The organism is Moritella sp. JT01 (genome assembly GCF_001574435.1).
GTDB lineage: Bacteria > Pseudomonadota > Gammaproteobacteria > Enterobacterales > Moritellaceae > Moritella.
In genome coordinates this window covers 46430-67917 of the sequence record NZ_LOCN01000034.1, presented here as the reverse complement: position 1 = coordinate 67917, position 21488 = coordinate 46430, and the positions used below count along the sequence as shown (strand labels likewise).

The following is a 21488-nucleotide window of genomic DNA, read 5'->3' as shown; positions in this document are numbered from 1 at the left end:
ACGTTCTTAATGACCTTTGAACATCACCATCGTTAAAAAGGTTTTTAATATAATAATGGTATCTGCTTTAAGCCAGCGAGTAAAACTCGTTAGGTTTAAAGCATATGTATGATCCCAATAAAGTTTATTTTGCACATCTTCTATGCAAGTATCTGCGCCTTGAGATATTTGTGCTAAGCCGGTTATACCAGGTCTGACACCGTGAGTACGCTCTAAATAATACGGAATTTTTTCTTCTAATTTGCCACAAAAAACAGGACGTTCAGGTCTTGGCCCTACAATCGCCATGTCGCCAAGTAACACATTCACCAGTTGTGGTAGCTCATCTATCCTCGTTTTACGTAAGAATCGACCTACAGACGTAGCTCTCTCATCTTGTTCTTGTGCCCAAACAGGACCTGATTTCGATTCTGATTCTAGCACCATCGTTCTAAACTTAATGAGCATAAATACTTCTACGTATTCATAACGAATTTCACCAACGCGTAATTGACGATAAAAAACAGGCCCTTTAGAGTTCAATTTAATGGCGAGTGCTATAAATGGTACAAAAGGGGCGATAATACACAATGCAACTATTGATATGAGTATGTCAGAAATTCGTTTAGGTATAACCACGCTTTTTTTCTGAAAATCATTGGTATTATCCTGCTCGCTGTTAATTTTAACCCAAGCCCCTCGCTCTAAACCAAAAATATAACGAATCCCACCATAAAAACTAGCCATATAACCTACTGCTATATAATAAAGTGATGCCCAAGGTTGACGTACAGGCGCGATATCAAACAACAAACCCACAGCCGAACCACCATACAAACAACATTGACTAAACAATAAGAACCAAGCTACGTTGGCAACAATGACATATTCACTATTTGTTAGGAAAAATGTAAACACAAATAAACACAATAAATTAAATGGCATTAACGTCCGTAAGAATTTACCACTGAAAAAGTTAAACCCCGTCAGTCCATGCCGTGATGATAATAAACTACTAAGCCGAAGTACTTGTTGAACATTACCAGCGCCAATGCGGGTACGTCGCGAAAAATCATCAGATTCACGTGTAGCCTCCATTTCAATAATCGAAATCCGTTCATCCAATACGGCCCTATATCCACGACTTACTAATAACATAGGGAAGACAAAGTCATCATTAATGGTATCAAATGGGATCTCTTCAAATAGCGCAGCTTTAATTGCGTATAAGGCACCAGGAGGTCCAATAATTGATCCCGTTACACTTTCTGCTTTACGAATATTTCGTTGGTACTTCCAATAATGCGCTTCACCTTTCGAGCCATGCTCATATAGCTGATAGTCACCCGTTACAATGCCAACATCGTCTTCAGCCATCCGATAAGCAAATATCTGCATCGCGTCAATGGAAATCAACGCACTCACATCACTCAAAACTAAAATATCGGACTTTGCTTTATATCGCCTTAATAGTTTATTGATGACATAAACCTTGCCATGATTTTCTTCGTTCACATCTAATTCAATGTGTATGTTATGTAATTCAAACTGACTTAAGTATTGCTCCGCAACTTCAACAGAATTATCTGAACAACCATCAAACCCGAGCACAACATGTAATTTATCGGCCGGATAATCAAGCATCAGTAGATTTGTCAGCTTGTCCCCTAAGTATTTAGCTTCGTTATAAACTGGCATAACGATCGTTATTATAGGGAGTCCATCATCAACATCATTTGAAACATATTTTCGTGATTTAAATGTGTCATTTTTTTCCCCTCTCACCTTACACTTTGCATAGAATTGCAAAATTTTAGGATAAGCCCAATGATGGTAAATGAATAAGTTAATCGATAATATTGCACCAAACAGAAGCCAGTCCATAGGCTACTCCTCAATAAGCTTGTTATAAGCTTTGATCATCTTTTTAATATCAAATTTTTGCGTAATGAAATCACGAGGCTGATACTTACTATTCCGCTTCATCTGTGCTTTTATTGCAATATGAAATTCATTAACAGTATGGCGTTTAATTAATCGACCCGTTTGTTTACATACCCCCTCATGTACACCGCCAACATCACTACAAACGACAGGAACGTTACACGACTGAGCTTCTAATATTGACAAAGGAAGTCCTTCATTTGACGAAGTTAGTACAAATAAGTCTAACTGATGATAAAAACCTACCATATCATCTGTATAGCCAATGAATTTAACTTTAGTTGACAGGCCTAATTCCTGCACTAAATTAACAAGGTTATGTTTTTCAGGACCATCGCCAGCAATATATAGTTCCGCATTAGGAATATCCGCGAACGCTTGAATTAATACGTCCAACGATTTTTCAGTCACTAGTCTTGCTGCGCAACCAATTTTGAAAACACGGGTGTTATTTTTATAACGTTTATGATTTAGACTCGGTATAAATTTTTCCGTATCAATGCCATTTAAGATCGTGACAGGATTAACATTACCGCCAAGCATTTCAGATAGCTTTATTCCTACCGTTGACGCATCGGCAACTAACGTGATTCGACTTAACCGCAACATTAACTTTGTCATCTGTAACTGTTTATTATCAAGTAAATGCCACGCATCATGTTCTGTATGAATATGCTGTATGTTGGTTGACTTTAGCGTTGCCATACAACCATAAAGCAAAGGACCAATGTGATGAGTGTGTATAACATCTGCCTCTAATCTCCTTAATATTTTACGCAGTCGCCTTACAGTCGAGAGTTTAAATCCCGGTTTCTTTTCCAAAAAAACCAGTCGTTCTTGATACCGTTTCAATGCAGGCCAGTGCGCTAAACAAGCCGATTTATCACCTTCTAAAGCAACGATGTAAACCCTGACCTCGGAATCTTGTAATCGCATAATATCAACAACTAATTTTTCAATACCACCCGGTTTTAGATGTTGAATAATTTCAACCATGATTTTCATTATCAACATCCTTTTCATAATCAATCGCAGGTAATCGTACGATAATATCAATGCCATCAAACAAGCTGATTTTTCTTATGTGCCATAACGTGTCGTCTAATAACTCGACCATCACCGCCAAACCAATACCACCACCTATACCACTAAATAGGCCAATAATAATGTATACGAACAGAGATAAATTAGAGGGATAACCCGGCGTAAAAGGCCTATCAATTACTTTAATTTTTTCAGGTTCTTCATGACGACCTAGCTCACCAGTCACTTTTGCCATCTCGTGACGGTTTAACAAGTCATGATATAATTTCGTGTTAACGGTCAGATCACGCTTTAGAGCACTCAGTTCTTTCGCCACGTCCGCTTCCATCGCGACGTTACTTGTTAAATGCTCCGATTGTTGTCGTAACATTGCAACTTCATTTTCTAATTGTATAACGCGCGATTGAGCGGCTTGCAGATTCTCTAACTGAGATAATAACAATGACGGAACTTTACTTTCGCCATTCCCATTATCAACAACAGAGGCCAAATTCCATAGCTGTTCTAACTGTTCGTCTGTTAATGCCACATTTTTACTGAGTAATTTATTTTGCTCATTTCTTAAATTATTTAACTGTAATTCAACAGATTGAACTTTAGAGTGGTTACGGGTATAACTTGCTTTTAAGAGTGACAGTTTTGCTTCTGCTGCTACGATTTGCTCTTCAACTACACCGATCACTGGATTCGTTTGCGCCAATTTAAGCTTTAGGCTATTCAACTGACCATAAGCGCCTGATAATTCAATATCTTTCCCTCTAATTTCACTGTAAATAGAAAATAAAGTCTGGTTATTTTGCATAAATAACTCAGGTAAAACGCCGAGATGTTTACGACGAAAAGAAGCCATTTTTTCCTCTGCTACGACCAACTTATCGCGCCTTAACTCTAGCTGTGCAAGTAGAAATTCCTCTGATGAAATAATTGATGCTCTACTCGGTGCCATTAAACTATCAATAAACAATTGACTAACAGAACTCAAGATCGATTCCATCTTATTTGGATCATCCCAACTCAAAGAGATAATCACGAGATCTGTGCCAGATAGCGTTAATATGATTGCATCTGAGAGTTGTTCAACAATTAAGTCTCTTTCTCTATAACTGCTGTTTGTATCGATTAACTCATTTTGCTTAGCAACGGTTAATAGTATATGCCGGCTATGCACTAACACGCGTAAAGCCACGATCCTTTGTTCAAGATTAAATGATACTGATAAGTCTTCTAAAAATGGATTAAGCAATGCACTTTCCTGAACTAATATCGATGTGTGAGCATCGTATCGCTTATCCGTGACAACACTAATGAACGATGCACTCAGCATTGCGATTACAATAGAAACACCAAGGTAATAACGTCGGCGCCACATTATCTCGATAAATCGATAAATATTACCCCATACAATAATACCCATATTTACAGCCTAGAGTTCTCAACTAAATCCGTTGTTTTATCAGTAGTTATACGTCTTGTTTGGATAATATTTTCTTCAACTACCACAGAGTCCGCAGCCAATGTCGGGTCATAATTAACCTGAAGTATTTCTTGATTTGTAGCTAAAGCTTGGCTAACAGCTTGCACACGTTTATGTCCGATGAATAAACCTGTATAGTCATTTTCGGCTTTTGCTTTACCATAACTAATGATCGCACCGTGCTGCCAGTCATAAAGGTAAAGTAACCGATTTCGCTGTTCTCTGCTTAACTCTACTTGCTTGTATTCAAAAATAAAATTTAGTTTTCTCGGTTCTATTATTGCCGGTTTATCAAGTTCTGATACCGATACTATTCCCATCATTGCCATTGGAATAACCGTTGGCGAATTCGCACATCCGTACTGCGATATTAACGTGACGAACAGCAATGCTGTTCGTCTATATTTATTCTGAATAAGTCCTTTCATAACGCACTCCCAGACCATTGTTAATTACATGCAATGTTGTCTTTATCTGTTAGTTTCTGCATTAATAACGCCGAAACATAATCACACCTTGCTTCCCAAGTTGAGCTTTTAACCATTTCCCGAGATTCGTCTTTAAGACGTGTAAGCTCTGCCTCCGATAAAATTAATGCTGTATTTAACTGCTCTAGCATCTGTTGCTGATTTTCTGCAATATAAATACATTCTGAAAATTCCATAACAGCTGGATATTTAGTGCTTAATATTGGGTGTCCAATGGCTAAATATTCTCTTAATTTTAAAGGATTGCATGCTCGAATCTGTTCATTATCAACGAATGGGATTAATGATACTTGCCAATTAGCTGCATATTTAATCAACTCTTCATGAGGCATATCGACCAAATGGATAATATTTTCATACTCAAATATTGGACAGTCGTCGATCTCAATTTTACCAATAAATAGAAATGTAATATCGGGTCGAGCACGCGCGAGGAATGTTATTAATTCAAAATTTAACCAACGGGTAATACTGCCATAATAGCCAACGACAAGAGCGGATTCAGGATAATGATTAGGACGTTTACACACTGATGAAAAGTGCTTTAAATCTACCCCATGTGGTAACAAGTAGGTTTTATCCTGAGGAAATTGACGGGCAATATTGTCACTTGCGGCAAAGATAATATCAGCACATTTTACCAGTTCAACCTCTTCGAAATTAACTTTTTTATGATCCACACCGTGCAATGCACTAAAGTCATCACCGGCATAATAAACAACGACATCTTCTTCTAATGCATCGATAACACAACGCCCGGTCGGTAGTGATAACCATAGAATACGCGGTAAGTTCTTATCTGCTACATGCCTAGCCAACTGTGCACGAATTTGGTACGTTAATAACAAACGATTAATCACATAAGCAACATAATTCCCAGGCCAGGGGAATGCGATTGGAGCGAGAATCTCTAGCGGTTTCACCTCAACATCTGAAAGCGTGTGGTTCTGGTTAAAATTGTTCGCAGTGGCATTCTTTAGTTGTTTTAATTTTTCAATTATACGTTTACCATCCGTCAATTTCGGACGTCTCAAACCGATGGAGTTCACCCAGTATACCTGATGCTTACGCGTCATTGATTTCATCAAATGCTGTGTACTGCTTGGGTGGCGTCCCCAGTCTTCACCAAATACAATCCATTGCCAATTATTCATAATGATTTGATCACCTTAGCTGGTATACCACCAGCAAGTACACCCGGAGGTAAATCACTAGTTACAATACTCCCCGTGGCAACGATTGTACCTTCTCCGATAGTAACCCCAGCCATAACACTGACACCCGTCGCTAACCAAACATCACGCTTTAAAATAATATCGCCGACTTGATGCTCATTATCTGGTAATCCCGCAGCGCGCTCTTTTGCATCAACAGGATGGCCAGGGTAACCAGCCAAAAAAACCCGTCCTGCTAGCCTTACATTATCTTCAATCACGATATTGCCACCGACCGCAATATTATTTTGCCAATTTATATCGACATTGTTTCCGATTATTAGACGAGATGGCTGCCCGTCCATACTTCGTCCACTTAATGTTGAAATACCAGAAACACGGCAATTGTCGCCCATTTCAATGGTTAAATGTCCTAATACCAATGGCATTCCTGAATATAGGTATAAGTTACTCGGTCTTGTTACTAAGCGACTTTTAAATAAAGGGGTCCAATATAAAACCCGTAACATATTTGCGAATAAGTGGGTAATAAGGAGGTGTATTCGAAGCATACAAGGATGAATAAAAGGAATAACTGGTATAGAAAAATGCATCAGTTCACGAATACAACGGTGGCACACTTTAGCTATCGCACTCTCGTCATTTTTTAGCCATAGCTTTATTGATCCAAGCATATCCATATAAGAGCGTCCTTGTAACCGTTAACTATGTATCAAGACTAGACTATATAAAAACAATGGATTAAATATGATTAAAAAATGATCTATATTAAAAAGTACAAAATTAAAACACAGGTCTGCCGTAATTAAATCGACTAAGCTATCTATTAATGCAAAGGATTTGTAATTTATAGATCAGTAGTGGCGAATATGAAACCATGATCCTTATGCGGTACGGTACACTCTGCTCATCCGCATTTATCAGAATAGTACGCAGCATATTACCGCCAAGTAGCATGTCCTACTCAAGCATTGGCTGTAATATCAAGGCTCTGTGTGAACAACCTGCATCACGCCGTTTTCGGAATATCCTCACCGATTTAAAACTGACTATCAATATGTCCGAGTATGGCCACACTCTAAATATGCAGTTTATACATACATAAAAGGCTTACTCAGCAACATATTTTGTTAATGAGTAAGCCTATTTAATTACACTGGATTATCAATATCAATAAAGGTAACGTCCAAGCCTTTTTCTTCTGCTAACCATTCACCCAACGCTTTAACACCATAGCGCTCCGTTGCGTGATGACCTGCTGCAAAAAAACTCATACCCGCTTCACGCGCTAAATGAATTGTCTGTTCGGACGCTTCACCACTAATGAATGCATCAATTCCCTGTTCAATCGCTAATTCAATATAACTTTGACCACCACCAGTACACCAAGCCACCGATTTTATCGGTTTACCTGCATCGACAACCAGTGGCGCACGATTAAGTTGAGTTTCGATACGTTGAGTGAGTTCTTCAGTTGAGATCTCATCTTCAAATTTCCCCACTAAAGCAACACTCGCTTTATCCCACGGTTCCAAACCACGACGAACCGTAATACCTAATAGCTTAGCTAATTCAACATTGTTACCCAATTCAGGGTGTATATCTAACGGCAGGTGATAAGCATACAAGTTAATATCATGCTTGATCAGCGTTTTAATGCGGTTATATTTAATCCCCGTAATCGCTGGTGATTCATTTTTCCAAAAATACCCATGATGCACTAAAATTGCATCTGCTTGTTGCTCTACTGCAGCGTCAATTAATGCTTGAGATGCTGTGACACCCGTGATCACTTTTGTCACGGTGTCTTTACCCTGAACCTGCATACCGTTAACGGTAAAATCACGAACACGATGTGGCTGCATAAATTCAGTTAAAATATTTTCAAGTTTTTTATTATTGAGTGAGGCCATGCCCGCTCCTCGTTATTTGTTGAATACTAATCTAAAGTTATATGTATACGTTAAGTTGGAGCTTGAAGCAAATAACATGCCGATAGAAAGTATTTTAGACACCTATAACTATAATTTTAACCATCCGATAGTACGTGATCTAGCATGGTCGATTGCAAGTCCTCCAATGGTTAACGTAAATAATCACGCCCTTATTTCAACAGATTGGTTAGCTCAACAATACACTGACTACTTACCGCGGCTCTTTGCTCTAGATGTCGAACCTGCGCCATTACTCAATTTTATACGACCAGCTACAAGGCTGGGTTTATATTTTGAACAACTTTGGCACTTCTTTTTTATCGATAACCCAAACTTTGACGTGCTACTCGCTAATACCCAAGTACGAGATGATCACTTTACCTATGGCGAATTTGATTTTATTGTCAAAGACAACACCACTAATCAAGTCACCCACTTTGAAGTCGCAGTAAAATTTTATCTAGGTTACCCTAGCACAAATAATGAACCACCATTATGGTATGGCGCGAACATGAAAGATCGTTTCGATATTAAATTTAACCATATGCTAGAGCACCAGATTAAGTTAGGTCAGCAAGAGGCAGCACAAGGATTATTACGCGAACACAATATCAATATTGATAATGAAAAAATAATACTCAAAGGCCGTTTATACCAAGCACACCCAGCCCTTAAGCTAACAAACCAGTTATTACCGAATAGCTGTAATTGGCGTTGGATAACACATCATCATTTTAACAAAGAGTGCATACATCACCGTTGGTATCAAATAATGAAGCCTAATTACCTTGCGACACGAACAAAGAGCGAACTTGATATTTATCAACATCAAAAAACGGGCGAAAAAAAACCGCTACAGCTTCTTAGATATCACAATCAAAAAGAGGCTGAGCGATTAATACTTGTTCCCGATGAATGGCTAGCTAAAATTAAGCTCGACCGTTCAAAACAGGAAAAGGTTAGTCAAGTGTAATTGGAGCAAAATCAACAATCGGATTTACGTCAGCATCATAATCAACGCCTTCGATACCAAAGCCAAACAATGCTAAAAACTCATCTTTGTAATACTGATAATCAGTCGTTTCAAATAAGTTATCATCGGTCACTTCGTCCCATAACTTCACGCAAGTCGCTTGAATGTCATCACGAAGTTCCCAATCATCCATGCGTAGACGATTTTCCTCGTCTAATTTAGCGCTACCAACACCTTGTGGGTAAAGTGAACCACGGAATAAACGTGAAATTTGCTCTAAACAACCTTCATGTAAACCATGTTCTTTCATCACACGGAATGCCATTGCGATATAAAGCGGCATAACAGGAATTGCAGCACTTGCTTGTGTGACGACACTCTTAAGTACAGCTACGTTTGCAGTGCCACCTTTTACTTTCAGGTCAGCATCGATCGCATGAGCAGCACGATCAAGATCTTGCTTCGCCTTGCCTAATGCACCATCCCAATAGATAGGCCATGTAATTTCTGTACCGATATAGCTATAAGCAACGGTTTTACATCCGTCAGCTAATACACCAGCATCAGATAATGCAGACATCCATAGTTCCCAATCTTCACCACCCATAACGGTAATGGTATCTTTGATCTCTTGCTCTGTTGCTGGTTCAACACTTGCTTCAAATATTTTATTTTTATTGGTATCAACCGCTTTCGCTGTATACGTCTCACCAATAGGTTTCAAGCAAGAACGTACAACTTCGCCTGTGCTTGGCAATTTACGTACCGGTGATGCTAATGAATAAACAACGAGGTCAATTTGACCAAGATCTTCTTTAATTAGGTTAATTGCAGTTTGTTTTGCTTGGTCAGAAAATGCATCGCCATTAATGCTCTTTGCATATAGACCTTCTTCCGCTGCATATTTTTCAAATGCAGCGCTGTTATACCAACCTGCTGTACCCGTCTTTCTCTCAGTAGCCGGTTTTTCGAAAAATACACCAATAGTTGAAGCACCACCACCGAATGCAGCAGTAATACGAGACGAAAGCCCGTAACCACTTGATGAGCCAACTACCAATACACGTTTTGGTGCATTTTCAATAACACCTTGCTCTTTATTATACTGTATCTGTTCTTTAACATTTAAATCACAGCCAATAGGATGAGCTGTGGTACAGATGAAACCGCGAGTTTTTGGTTTAATTATCATATTATCTTCACAATGTTGAGACACAGTAGATAGAATAAAAGTTTCTGAAAAATTAAGCACCTATTTTTTTAACGTTTTTCATCTGGTTGGAGTTCTAACCACAAAAATAAGACGCTATTTAAGCAAACAAAATAGGATACATTTGCATTATTGTACTTTTACACTAATATTGCAGCCTTATAACGTTTACTGCTCATTCAGATTTTCATCACACATAACAAATATACTATTAATGCATTGAGCAGAGTCAAAAGTAGAGAAAGTAATATGCAGAAAATTAACCAAGCCAATACTTACTTGTTCGATCTAGATGACACGCTTTATAGCCCTTCCTTAGGCATATTAAAGCAGGTCGAATCACGAATGCACCGGTTTATAGCTAACGCACTGTCTCTACCACTTCCAGAGGCCACACTTTTATCTAACCAATATTACAGACAATATGGCGGTACAGTAAAAGGGTTAATCAAGCATCATCATGTGAATCGTGATGATTTCATCCATTATTGCCACGACATCAATATGACGACGCTGAAAGCACAGCCCAATTTAGGGCGACAGATCGATCAATTGGCCGGCCGTAAAATAATTTATACGAATTCACCAAAACATTACGCGACTAAAATTCTAACGGAATTAGCGTTAATCGATTGCTTCGATGATATTTTTTCATTAGAAGACGCAAATTATGAGCTAAAACCACACAGTTCAAGCTATCAAACACTCTGTGAAAAACACGAAATTGATCGCCATAACACCGTCTTCTTTGATGACCAACTGCGTAACCTTAAACCGGCTAAAACCCTTGGTATGACTACGGTTTGGCTATCCGGTTCAGAGCAAGTGGTACCGGATCTTGACTATAAAGCCGATTATGAAGCAAATAATTTGACTCAGTTTTTCAACTTGTTACAAGCAAGCTAAATATTTATTGCCGCTTTTAATCGCAAAAGACGTTGTAAGTGGCTATAATCCGCCCTCAGTAACGACTGGCTTCCTCTTTATTGTATTTATTCCAGTCGTGAAATAGCCTTCGCAATTAACTTTGCGCACTAAAATTAATACCCAAGAGTACTTTATGCAAACTGCCAAAGATCTTTTTTCATATCCAAAATTTCAGAATCGGGTATTAAAACCCGCACCATTTTTGCCCATGACACGTGCAGAAATGGATCAACTCGGTTGGGATAGCTGTGACGTTATTGTTGTTACAGGTGACGCATATGTCGATCACCCAAGTTTTGGTATGGCTATTATCGGCAGAACCTTAGAAGCACAAGGTTTTCGTGTGGGTATTATCTCACAACCTGATTGGGAAGATGCAGAAGCGTTTAAACAGTTAGGTCGTCCAAATCTGTTCTTCGGTGTCACATCGGGCAACATGGACTCAATGATCAACCGCTATACTTCAGATCTTAAGTTACGTCATGATGATGCTTATACCGCAGGTGATATCGGTGGTAAACGTCCTGATCGTGCAGTATTAGTGTATACGCAGCGTTGTAAGCAAGCATTTAAAGATGTACCCGTTGTGATTGGTGGTATCGAAGCCAGTCTACGTCGTATTGCGCACTATGATTATTGGTCAGACAAAGTACGTGGCTCAGTATTACCTGATTCAAAAGCGGATATGCTGATTTACGGTAATGCAGAACGCCCATTGATCCAAGTGGCACATCGTCTGGCAAGTGGCGAATCAATTAAAGACATTCAAGATGTTCGTGGTACGGCTGTCATGCTAAAAGAACCACTACCGACTTGGAAAGGTATTGATTCTCGTACATTAGATACCCCGGGTAAAATTGAACCGATTATCAGCCCGTACACCGAAATTGATGAAACCTGCTCGAAACAAGATAAAGAAGAGATCATCGATAATTCTGATGCAGATGTAGCGAAACCTATCGTGATGCAAGCGCCTAAGCAAATGCCTTGGCACGAAACCTATATTCGCCTACCCGATCTAGAAACAGTCAAAAAAGATAAAATGTTATATGCGCATACATCACGTGTATTCCATCTGGAAACGAACCCTATTTCATCACGTGCCTTGATCCAAAAACACGGCGCACGTGAAGTATGGTTAAATCCACCAGCGGCACCGCTTGCAGAAGGTGAAATGGACGGCGTATTTGATTTAGAATATGCTCGTGTTCCACATCCAAGCTATGGCGATCAAAAGATCCCTGCCTATGACATGATTAAAACATCGATTAATATTATGCGTGGTTGTTTTGGTGGCTGCTCTTTCTGCTCGATTACCGAACATGAAGGTCGCGTAATTCAAAGTCGTTCAGAAGATTCTATCGTAAAAGAAATGGAAGCCATTCGCGATAAAGTACCTGGTTTTACCGGTGTTATCTCCGACCTTGGTGGACCAACAGCAAACATGTACAAATTAGGTTGTATGAGTGCAAAAGCAGAAGCGACTTGTCGCCGCCTGTCTTGTATCTTCCCAACCATTTGTAAGCACATGGACACAGACCATACACCAACAATTAACTTGTATCGTCGCGCACGTAAAGTACCTGGCATTAAAAAAATCTTAATTGCATCGGGTGTACGTTATGATTTAGCGATTGAAGATCCACGTTATGTAAAAGAATTAGTACAGCATCATGTCGGTGGTTATTTAAAAATTGCCCCAGAGCATACCGAAAAATCACCGCTTGATATTATGATGAAGCCTGGCATGGGCACGTACGATAAGTTTAAAGAAATGTTTGATCGTTTCTCTGCAGAAGCAGGCAAGAAGCAATACCTTATTCCGTACTTCATCTCTGCGCATCCAGGTACCAATGATAGTGACATGCTGACGTTAGCCTTATGGTTAAAACAGTATAAGTTCAAGCTTGATCAAGTACAAAACTTCTACCCTTCACCACTTGCTAATGCAACAGCCGTGTATCACACAGAGCTTAACTCATTACATAAAGTACGTGAAACAGATGAAAAAGTCGTTGTGCCAAAAGGTGCGCGCCAACGTCGTCTGCACAAAGCGCTTTTACGTTACCATGATCCAGCTAACTGGCCAATCATTCGCGAATTCCTGCTTAAAACAGGTAACCGTCATCTGATTGGTCGCGGTCCAAAACAGCTAGTACCGCCAGAAAGTTTGGCCGAAAAACAAGCACAACGCAGTAATGCGAAGCCGCATCTTGGTAAAGGTGGTGCTAACAGTAAAAACAAACCAAATACGAGTAATAAAGGCGTTAAACAGCAACGTGCAGAGCCTAGTACTAAGCAGTTCACTAAGGCGTTAACGAAACACACAGGTCTAGCGCCACAAGAAGGTGTTGGTATTAACGAAAACGGTAACAAAGGTGGTAACAAGCCGAACCGTAAAAAGCCAACTGTAGGTGGCAATAGCAGCGCCAACGGTAGCAAGAATGCGAACGGCAGTACCAAGGGTGGCGGATTCAAGAAACCATCAGGCAGCCGTCCAAGCGCTAACAAGTCAGAAAATAAAGGTGGCCAAGGCCAGCAAGCTAAACGCAGTAACAAGCGCTAGGCATTCTTACGGCCTACTTCACGTAGGCCAAAAAAGACTTGAATGATGGACTGAAATCAGAGGGGCTTAATACCCCTATGATTTCTTATGATTCTATACGGTAAAAAGGTAGTATTTTATAGATGTGTAATCACCAAGATTTATTTCAAAACAAGTAGCAGCCTCTTCTTGGAGAGATATTGTTACTTGTTCACTTAATAATGCAGCTTTTAATAAGCAATTGAAATCTTTTAATATTATAACTCGTCTCATTGGGTTTTCTACATATAGACTCAGTTGTGATTCATCATTATTTATTACATCCATATGATACGTTACGTCATCATTCTCAATGCTAAAACTTATACTATTTTCACAAATAGCGATAGCTAAGGTTTCATCTTGTGTTTCAGCTATTTGATTTATTTTTAAAAGATGATTGGTGTTAATGATAGCTTGCGCATCAAAATACGAACGAGGCTCAGAACGTTCATCAACTTGATTAGTCATATAGTTTATACTAATACGCTGCGCTAATGTTCTATTTTGGGCCAACACTTTTATTGATTGATCATTATAATCCATTGTTAAATTTAACGTGTCGGCATTTTCAATGTCGATTTTTTTGAGGGCATTAAATAATACCTTCGGCTTTACATTCAAAACACATTCATCATGTACTACCATCTCTGAGAACACACCGCTACTTATAAACGCACTAGTAAAGATACTTTTTGCATCACCCATCGCGTGAATGTGTATTCCATCCTCTTTTATTTTGATGCTAATGTATTCGGCGATATCTTGTAAACTCTCCGCTGTTAAAAGAAGTGTGTTTATTGATTCTTTTAACGCTGTATTATTGTCATATATATTAATGTTAAACATTATGATTTCCTTATCATAAAATGGGTAATAACCAAACTTATCCGCATTCAATATAATATGATTAAAAAAGATAAGCAAGAAACAGGAATCTCAAGACAAGAGGGATAATCATTATCCGCAATACAATAATTAACAACTATAATTAAAGCTCCTAAACATTCTTGATAAATGTATTAGCGCATTAACCGCTAGGGAGGTTGATTATGCTCATGCGAAAAATCACCCATTATTTAGATCAGGCTTATATAAACTACCAAAGTGATCATCACCCACCCGGTTATACTGCGCAGCATGTAGCTGAATTAAGTAAAACCAGTGGCATGTCTTTTGCTAAAACTGTCATTATTACCGCAGATACAAGACTCGTTATGGTTGTTATGCCCGCCCCTTACACCATTGATTTTGATAATATTGCTTTCTCTATTGGCGCCCATTATGTCAATTTAGCGTATGAGCATCAGTTCAGTAGCATGTTTCCAGATTGTGACACAGGTGCAATGCCACCGTTTGGTCATCTTTTTAACATGCCAGTTTATATTTCAGAAACATTAGTGAAGCAAGAAGAAATCAGTTTTAATGCAGGCGACCATTCTGAAACCATCAAAATGAAAACGGCAGATCTCATTGACTTAGTGCAGCCAATAATAATTAGCTGTGGATTTAACAAAGCAGGCAGTGGTTATCATCATGAACATGCTAGGCAAGGTAAATTAAGGCATTAAAAACACGCTAAGTAATTCCTATCAACTACCTGAGGAACTTTAAGTCATGAGGATTTGCGGCACGTTATTAACAAGTTCAGAAAGTACATTAGCTAAAATAAAAGGTCAATCAAACTGGCAACAAGAGATCGATGCACTTAAATCAAATTCTGATGAACAAGCGGTGATAGACATCATCACCGCCAATATAGTCCTCACGATTCAATGCAGCGGTATCACAATGATTGGTGAGCTATACAAAAATATCAACGTCTATGCCCAAGACGCATCACAACATATTAAAATTGATGTAGATAATGTCATTCACAAGGTAATGCGTAATCTATAGGTTTAAACTATAACTTTTCATCTGCCCAACTCATTGCTGCCATAACGCAGGGAAAGCCCAATGTGCTAGTGAGCAGCAGTAATGCATGGCGAATTTCATCAACGCTTGCGCCAGCGTCAAGCGCTCTTTTAGCATGGCTATGAACAGCGCCTTCAGAACGAATGGCTGCAGCGGCTGCTAATTGGATTAACTGTGCGGTTTTTTCATCTATTGGTCCTCCCTGTTTTGCCACTTTACCAAGTGACTCTACAGCACTAATCAACTGTGGGTGTCTTTGTTTTATTTTCAGATATTGAGTGGATGGATTTGTAGCCATAAGAGATCCTATATTAGTCAGAAAATGATCATGTATTTATTCTAATGGGTATAACTACTAAATTAGTTCAAGATGTGAAAAGCGCTAAACTCAGATGTATAAACAGCTGAATTCCTCCCACCTTCATATTGGTAAGCATGTTTATGCTATACTCTGTGCGTGTTATTAGTGGTTTTAGGAGGTACATGATGGCCATTGCAATCACATTAAAAGAATATTTCGAACACGAAAATATTCACTATGACACGATTAAACACCGCCGAACATTTACCACTCTGGATTCGTCTCGCACCGCTCACCTTCCCGCAGGAAATGTCGCTAAAGCCGTAGTACTAGAAAGTGTAACGGGTGATTACCTTATGGCTTCGTTACCAGCTAATAGCCGAGTATCATTGACAGACGTGAATAATCTAATGGGTAAATATTATTATTTAACCAACGAACAAAAATTACAGGAATTATTTCCGGACTGTGCTAAAGGTGCGATCCCTGCAATGGGGGCAGCCTATAACATGAGTATGATAGTGGATGATAGTTTACTCACTGCAGATTCCATCTATATCGAATCTGGAGATCATCGGAATTTCCTCAAATTCAGCAATAACGAATACAACGATTTAGTTGAGGACATGTCACATGGTGATATTCGAGGTATGAATATGGGCGCGCCTCGGATCTGGGAGCGGACTAATATTAACTGGCATATATAAACGGCTAGTTACAACGTAAACCATGTATTTTCATCATAGGCAGTGAAAATACATGGCATCTATATTTATACAGACCGTATCATTTAGACCAACCGCAATTTATACCCGTTGCATTAAATGGGCGAGTAATTATTTCGCTTTTGGGCGGAACGGTTTAATCACCGACTCATCACACTCAAGAAAAGGGCCATCCATCAAATCAATACAATAAGGGATCGCTGGAAATACCGCATCTAAGCATTCACGGATTGATTTTGGTTTACCCGGCAAGTTAATGATTAATGAATCTGCACGTAACCCTGCCGTTTGGCGAGAAAGAATTGCAGTTGGAACAAATTTTAGCGATTCTGCACGCATTAACTCGCCAAATCCAGGCATCATACGATCACAAACCGCTTCTGTCGCTTCTGGCGTTACGTCACGCTTAGCAGGGCCAGTGCCACCCGTAGTCACAATCAAACTACAGTTTTGCTCATCAGCCATTTTGATCAACGTTGCTTCGATCACATCTTGCTCATCTGGAATAACTTCATAAACAGGTTCCCACTCGGAAGTCAGGTACTCATTCAATACAGCTATAATGGCTTTGCCGGAAAGATCTTCATAAATACCAGCACTGGCTCTATCACTTACTGTCACAATACCGATTTTAGCTTTAGTCATGTTTATTCCATATAGCATATTGAATTTAAGTACTAATTTTAACCGAAGCTAATGAGTCTGTAAAATCAATAGATTGATCTGCCGCAACAAATTAAGATAGTAAGTTAAAATTTAGAAATTAGTGTACTTAGGTAACTGTTATTATTTTTCAAATAATCAATAAAGACCATTTCAAAATCATCGATTGTTGCCCCTTTAACATAGGGTTGTTCAACAATTTTATCTGATATTTTTTGCAACTTTGGAAATTGATGAAGAAAAAATTGCCCAAATAATTTTTCGATCAATGTAAAACGATATAATAAAGGGGCTAATGCCGCATCGACTAATGAAAAGTTTACATTATTAAAAAAATTACTACCCGTTATTACATTTTCTAAACGCTGTAATTTACTCAACATTTCGATTCTCTGCGTGTCAAAATCAGATTTACTGTCAGCCATGGTTAACATATATTGGTTTACAGTTAGTGCGCTTGCATATTCTATCCATCCACGGTCTTTTGCTTTTTGAAGTGGATCTGCTGGCATCAGCATCGGTGGGCTGATTTCATCGAGGAATTCATTAATCACCGCTGATTCAAATATAACATCAGCACCATATTTAAGTACTGGAACCTTACCTAACGGTGATATTTTTAAGAACCATTCAGGCTTATTTTCTAAATCGATAAACGTAATGTTAAAATCGATGCCTTTTTTCTTTAATGTTATCACTGAGCGTAAAACAAAAGGACAGAGTTCAAAGCTAATTAATTCTATTTGTTGTAATGACATGTGCTCACCTATTGGATTGAATATTATACCGAGTTGGTATAGGTTGATAATATACATTCGCAGATGTTCCAAACAAGTAGGTACATATATGATACATAGTTACTTAAAGGTGCCTAATGGCTAAATCACAGTGTTCTTTAATAAAAAATAATTTAGAAAAAAATTCAGTTCATACCTGTAATGCTCAACTTACAAGCCCAATTGTCGCTGCGGTAAACATGCTTTCTGGTAAATGGAAAGTAGTAATACTTTATCAACTACGCCATAAAACATTACGCTTTGGGGAATTGAAGAGCGTCATCCCTAACATTAGCCAAAAAACACTCACCCAACAGTTAAGGGCTTTGGAAGAAAACAAACTTGTCACCCGTCATGTCTACGCAGAGATCCCGCCACGAGTCGAATACAGCTTAACGCCGCTGGCCGATAAGTTATCGCCAACACTCGATTTATTATGTGATTGGGGAAAACTGATTTAGATCATTAATAGTACTGTTAACCATCGCAAAAACCTCTCTTTATAGGTACATTCAGCTGCAAAGGAAACATTATTTTAAAGGTTAAAATAATGTTAATTATGCATTTGAATACAATTAAGAGGTTTCAATGTTAGCGTTATTCATTGGTTTAATCGTGACAGTCGGTGTCGGTTACTTCATCGTCAAAGAATACAAAGCGGCGGGAGTATTACTCACAGCTGGTATTACACTACTCATTATAACAGGCTTACTTGGCAAGCAAATTCTCCCTTCAAGCATAACAAGCACAGGGAATACCATTACAGACTCATTAGAATTTGTTAAATACATGCTGCAATATCGAGGGGGCGGCTTAGGCATGCAAATTATGTTGTTATGTGGTTTTGCAGCTTACATGACTAAGATTGATGCGAACAATGTTGTTGTGAAACAATTTTCGAAACCCCTATCCTTTATCAAGTCACCTTATACCCTACTTGTTGCTGCTTATATTGTGGCTTGCTTAATGTCACTAGCGGTAAGCTCTGCAACTGGACTTGGCGTATTGCTCATGGCCACTTTATTCCCAATGATGACGGCAATGGGGATATCTCGACCAGCCGCCGTTGCTGTTTGTGCATCGCCTGCTGCTATTATTTTATCACCAACATCTGGCGATGTAGTTGTCGCTGCCGAAAAGTCTGGATTACCATTGCATGTATTTTCTGTTGAAACCGTATTACCTGTATCAATCAGTGCCATCATCGTGATGGCCGCAGCGGCATTTTTCTGGAATCGTTATTTAGACAAAAAAGAAAATACGCCAATGGAAAAAACCGATATATCAGAAATAACCGTAACTGCACCGGGTTATTATTCCATCCTGCCATTTCTACCTATCATCGGTGTCTTTGTATTTAACGGTTCAACAATTAAAGGGCTGGAACTTGATATCTACACTATCGTAGTTTTTTCCATTTTCATTAGTGCTGTTATCGACTTTATCACTAAACGGTTAGATGGGAAGGCAACCTTAGAAGACTTAGAGTCTTGCTATGAAGGGATGGCTGACGCATTCAAAGGTGTTGTAATGCTATTAGTCGCTGCAGGTGTCTTTGCACAGGGCTTGATGTCGATTGGTGCTATTGATAATTTAATCGGACTTGCAGAAGCAGCAGGTGCTGGCGGTTTTGCATTAATGCTAATTCTAACAGGTCTCACTGTAGCAGCGGCAATAGCAACAGGCTCAGGCAACGCCCCCTTCTACGCATTTGTTGAACTCGCGCCTACACTAGCCGGTAAAATGGGCTTAAACCCAGCGTTCTTAATTATCCCGATGTTACAAGCATCGAACCTTGGTCGAACTGTTTCACCGGTAGCGGGTGTCATTGTCGCAACAAGTGGCATGGGAAAAATCAGTCCATTTGAAGTTGTTAAACGCACGTCCGTACCCGTATTAGCTGGCCTGATTACCGTTATTGCAGGGACGATGGTACTTGTGCCTATGTATGCTTAGTTTGATAACCTAAATTTAAAAAAAGATAATAAGAAAGTAATTTATCAAAAGGCTAGGATAAAAACCCTAGCCTTTAACTTTAATTATTTATGCTTAATTGTTAAAGGCTCCCCTTCAACACCAGCATAAAAAACAACAATTTCGGCTGGCACATCGCCTTTATTTATTCCGTAATGCCATTTGTTGATAACTTCAACAAGCGTATCGCCCGCTTTAAGCTCCAAAACCTCACCGTCTTGTGTTACTACCGTTAATTCCCCACTCACTAAATAACCAGCATTAATCACCGGATGCTCATGCAAAGGCAACTTAACACCAGGTGCGATATCAATTTTTAAGATGGTGACTTCCGGCTTACCCTTCGGATAACTCGGAAGCACAGAACCGTCCCAGCTCGTTGTCGACTTTGCTAATACTTCGACCGTCACCGGTTTGGATTCAGTTGCTGATACATTACCGGCAACTAAGAGCGCCAAACATAAACCACTCATTAAACCTTTCATAAATTCCCTATTATTCAAATTGTTAATATAGTTCTAGTCCATTACGTTATTAGTGATACTTTATATTAAGTTTTACTGAATATTAATAAGTATTACATACTCTTACAAACGAAATTACGATAGTACCAACAGTATGTGAACTTAAATTAATTATCGCGATTAGATTTGTTATACTCATTTCATTAAATAAATTGTCATCAATATAGGATACGTAAAGTGAATTACCAAGCAGCTATTTTTGATATGGATGGACTTCTTCTCGACACAGAGCGTGTTTGCAAAGGGATCTTTGAAGAAGCATGTGCATCATTATCGATTCCATTTTTAGAAGATGTTTATCTCGATATTATCGGTCGTAATTCTCAAGGCATAGAAAAAGTAATCCGTGCTGGTTACGGCAGTGATTTAGATTATCCAGTACTTCATGAAGCATGGCGTATACGTTACAACGCCGTCGTTAAACACCAAGCTATTCCTGTTAAAGAAGGTGTTGTTGAGTTACTCACTTGGTTAAAAAATAATAATATTCCCACTGCAGTTGCGACGTCTACACAACAAGACGTGGCAACAATCAAACTAAAGCTTGCTGGTTTAGACCATTTTTTCGATAATTTAACCACAGGTTGCGAAGTTAAAAATGGCAAACCCGATCCAGAAATTTATTTGCTTGCAGCAGGTCGTTTAAATATTCACCCGGAACAATGTTTAGCCTTTGAAGATTCCAATAACGGCGTTTTATCTGCCGTAAGCGCTAATATGCAGACATTTCAAATCCCAGATCTCGTGCAACCCAGTGCTGAAGTTCTAACATTGGGTCATACTGTAAGCGCCTCTTTATCAGACGTTTTAGAGATTCTAAAACAAAGTAAACAAGCTGCTTAATCAATAACGTTCAATTATCAGCTCTGCCTCTAA

Annotated in this window: 22 protein-coding genes; 9 read left to right on the top strand and 13 right to left on the bottom strand. The window is 38.9% G+C overall.

Annotated features, from left to right (window positions below; genetic code table 11):
* Window positions 1-6: 6 nt before the first annotated feature.
* The 7 genes from AKG98_RS20850 to AKG98_RS20820 form a co-directional block, all read right to left on the bottom strand.
* Window positions 7-1863, bottom strand: coding sequence for a sugar transferase (locus tag AKG98_RS20850; protein ID WP_067050761.1), 1857 nt, complete (start codon window positions 1861-1863; stop codon window positions 7-9).
* A 3-nt stretch (window positions 1864-1866) separates the two neighbouring features.
* On the bottom strand, window positions 1867-2928 hold the full coding sequence (locus AKG98_RS20845; protein ID WP_067050758.1) for a glycosyltransferase: 1062 nt from the start codon (window positions 2926-2928) through the stop codon (window positions 1867-1869).
* Window positions 2912-4381 (bottom strand): capsule biosynthesis protein, encoded by a 1470-nt coding sequence (locus AKG98_RS20840; protein WP_067050756.1) that lies wholly within the window; start codon window positions 4379-4381, stop codon window positions 2912-2914. The genes AKG98_RS20845 and AKG98_RS20840 overlap by 17 nt, the downstream gene beginning before the upstream one ends.
* A 2-nt stretch (window positions 4382-4383) precedes the next feature.
* Window positions 4384-4869 (bottom strand): hypothetical protein, encoded by a 486-nt coding sequence (locus AKG98_RS20835; RefSeq protein ID WP_067050753.1) that lies wholly within the window; start codon window positions 4867-4869, stop codon window positions 4384-4386.
* Between the two features lie 20 nt (window positions 4870-4889).
* Window positions 4890-6083, bottom strand: a complete 1194-nt coding sequence (locus AKG98_RS20830) for a glycosyltransferase (protein ID WP_067050751.1) — start codon at window positions 6081-6083, stop codon at window positions 4890-4892.
* Window positions 6080-6784: an acyltransferase gene (locus AKG98_RS22795; RefSeq protein WP_067050748.1), complete on the bottom strand. Its 705-nt coding sequence runs from the start codon at window positions 6782-6784 to the stop codon at window positions 6080-6082. The genes AKG98_RS20830 and AKG98_RS22795 overlap by 4 nt, the downstream gene beginning before the upstream one ends.
* A gap of 471 nt (window positions 6785-7255) precedes the next feature.
* Window positions 7256-8017, bottom strand: a complete 762-nt coding sequence (locus AKG98_RS20820) for a Nif3-like dinuclear metal center hexameric protein (RefSeq protein WP_067050745.1) — start codon at window positions 8015-8017, stop codon at window positions 7256-7258.
* Window positions 8018-8093: 76 nt separating this feature from the next.
* Between AKG98_RS20820 and AKG98_RS20815 the strand changes: the two genes are divergently transcribed.
* On the top strand, window positions 8094-9011 hold the full coding sequence (locus AKG98_RS20815; protein WP_198155585.1) for a DUF1853 family protein: 918 nt from the start codon (window positions 8094-8096) through the stop codon (window positions 9009-9011).
* On the opposite strand, the gene fabV is transcribed toward AKG98_RS20815, so the two are convergent.
* Window positions 8998-10203, bottom strand: coding sequence for an enoyl-ACP reductase FabV (gene fabV / locus AKG98_RS20810; RefSeq protein WP_067050800.1), 1206 nt, complete (start codon window positions 10201-10203; stop codon window positions 8998-9000). The two genes, AKG98_RS20815 and fabV, sit on opposite strands and share 14 nt — an antisense overlap.
* 267 nt (window positions 10204-10470) lie before the next feature.
* Here fabV and AKG98_RS20805 point away from each other — a divergent pair, with 267 nt between their 5' ends.
* Together AKG98_RS20805 and AKG98_RS20800 are read left to right on the top strand one after the other, a co-directional pair.
* Complete coding sequence (locus AKG98_RS20805) at window positions 10471-11127, top strand: pyrimidine 5'-nucleotidase (protein WP_067050739.1); 657 nt, start codon at window positions 10471-10473, stop codon at window positions 11125-11127.
* A gap of 154 nt (window positions 11128-11281) precedes the next feature.
* Complete coding sequence (locus AKG98_RS20800; RefSeq protein ID WP_067050736.1) at window positions 11282-13714, top strand: YgiQ family radical SAM protein; 2433 nt, start codon at window positions 11282-11284, stop codon at window positions 13712-13714.
* Window positions 13715-13807: 93 nt separating this feature from the next.
* Here the strand turns inward: AKG98_RS20800 and AKG98_RS20795 are convergent, their stop codons facing one another.
* Complete coding sequence (locus AKG98_RS20795) at window positions 13808-14581, bottom strand: hypothetical protein (protein WP_067050733.1); 774 nt, start codon at window positions 14579-14581, stop codon at window positions 13808-13810.
* A gap of 203 nt (window positions 14582-14784) precedes the next feature.
* Here AKG98_RS20795 and AKG98_RS20790 point away from each other — a divergent pair, with 203 nt between their 5' ends.
* Together AKG98_RS20790 and AKG98_RS20785 are read left to right on the top strand one after the other, a co-directional pair.
* On the top strand, window positions 14785-15303 hold the full coding sequence (locus tag AKG98_RS20790; protein WP_228140385.1) for an aminoacyl-tRNA deacylase: 519 nt from the start codon (window positions 14785-14787) through the stop codon (window positions 15301-15303).
* 46 nt (window positions 15304-15349) lie between these two features.
* On the top strand, window positions 15350-15631 hold the full coding sequence (locus AKG98_RS20785; RefSeq protein WP_067050729.1) for a hypothetical protein: 282 nt from the start codon (window positions 15350-15352) through the stop codon (window positions 15629-15631).
* Between the two features lie 7 nt (window positions 15632-15638).
* Here AKG98_RS20785 and AKG98_RS20780 read toward each other — a convergent pair whose 3' ends face one another.
* Complete coding sequence (locus AKG98_RS20780) at window positions 15639-15947, bottom strand: carboxymuconolactone decarboxylase family protein (protein ID WP_067050726.1); 309 nt, start codon at window positions 15945-15947, stop codon at window positions 15639-15641.
* Between the two features lie 185 nt (window positions 15948-16132).
* Here AKG98_RS20780 and AKG98_RS20775 point away from each other — a divergent pair, with 185 nt between their 5' ends.
* Window positions 16133-16657 carry a YbaK/EbsC family protein gene (locus AKG98_RS20775; protein ID WP_067050723.1) on the top strand — a complete coding sequence of 175 codons (525 nt, stop codon included), beginning with the start codon at window positions 16133-16135 and terminating at the stop codon, window positions 16655-16657.
* Window positions 16658-16786: 129 nt separating this feature from the next.
* On the opposite strand, the gene mog is transcribed toward AKG98_RS20775, so the two are convergent.
* Window positions 16787-17320 (bottom strand): molybdopterin adenylyltransferase, encoded by a 534-nt coding sequence (mog, locus tag AKG98_RS20770; RefSeq protein WP_067050721.1) that lies wholly within the window; start codon window positions 17318-17320, stop codon window positions 16787-16789.
* A 104-nt stretch (window positions 17321-17424) separates the two neighbouring features.
* Window positions 17425-18096, bottom strand: coding sequence for a glutathione S-transferase family protein (locus AKG98_RS20765; RefSeq protein WP_067050718.1), 672 nt, complete (start codon window positions 18094-18096; stop codon window positions 17425-17427).
* 116 nt (window positions 18097-18212) lie between these two features.
* Here AKG98_RS20765 and AKG98_RS20760 point away from each other — a divergent pair, with 116 nt between their 5' ends.
* Both AKG98_RS20760 and dcuC read left to right on the top strand, forming a co-directional pair.
* Complete coding sequence (locus tag AKG98_RS20760; protein WP_067050715.1) at window positions 18213-18575, top strand: helix-turn-helix domain-containing protein; 363 nt, start codon at window positions 18213-18215, stop codon at window positions 18573-18575.
* A 127-nt stretch (window positions 18576-18702) separates the two neighbouring features.
* Window positions 18703-20070, top strand: a complete 1368-nt coding sequence (gene dcuC / locus AKG98_RS20755; protein WP_067050712.1) for an anaerobic C4-dicarboxylate transporter DcuC — start codon at window positions 18703-18705, stop codon at window positions 20068-20070.
* Between the two features lie 83 nt (window positions 20071-20153).
* Here dcuC and AKG98_RS20750 read toward each other — a convergent pair whose 3' ends face one another.
* On the bottom strand, window positions 20154-20573 hold the full coding sequence (locus AKG98_RS20750; protein WP_067050710.1) for a cupin domain-containing protein: 420 nt from the start codon (window positions 20571-20573) through the stop codon (window positions 20154-20156).
* 216 nt (window positions 20574-20789) lie between these two features.
* Here AKG98_RS20750 and AKG98_RS20745 point away from each other — a divergent pair, with 216 nt between their 5' ends.
* Window positions 20790-21455 carry an HAD family phosphatase gene (locus tag AKG98_RS20745; protein ID WP_067050707.1) on the top strand — a complete coding sequence of 222 codons (666 nt, stop codon included), beginning with the start codon at window positions 20790-20792 and terminating at the stop codon, window positions 21453-21455.
* Window positions 21456-21488 lie beyond the last annotated feature (33 nt).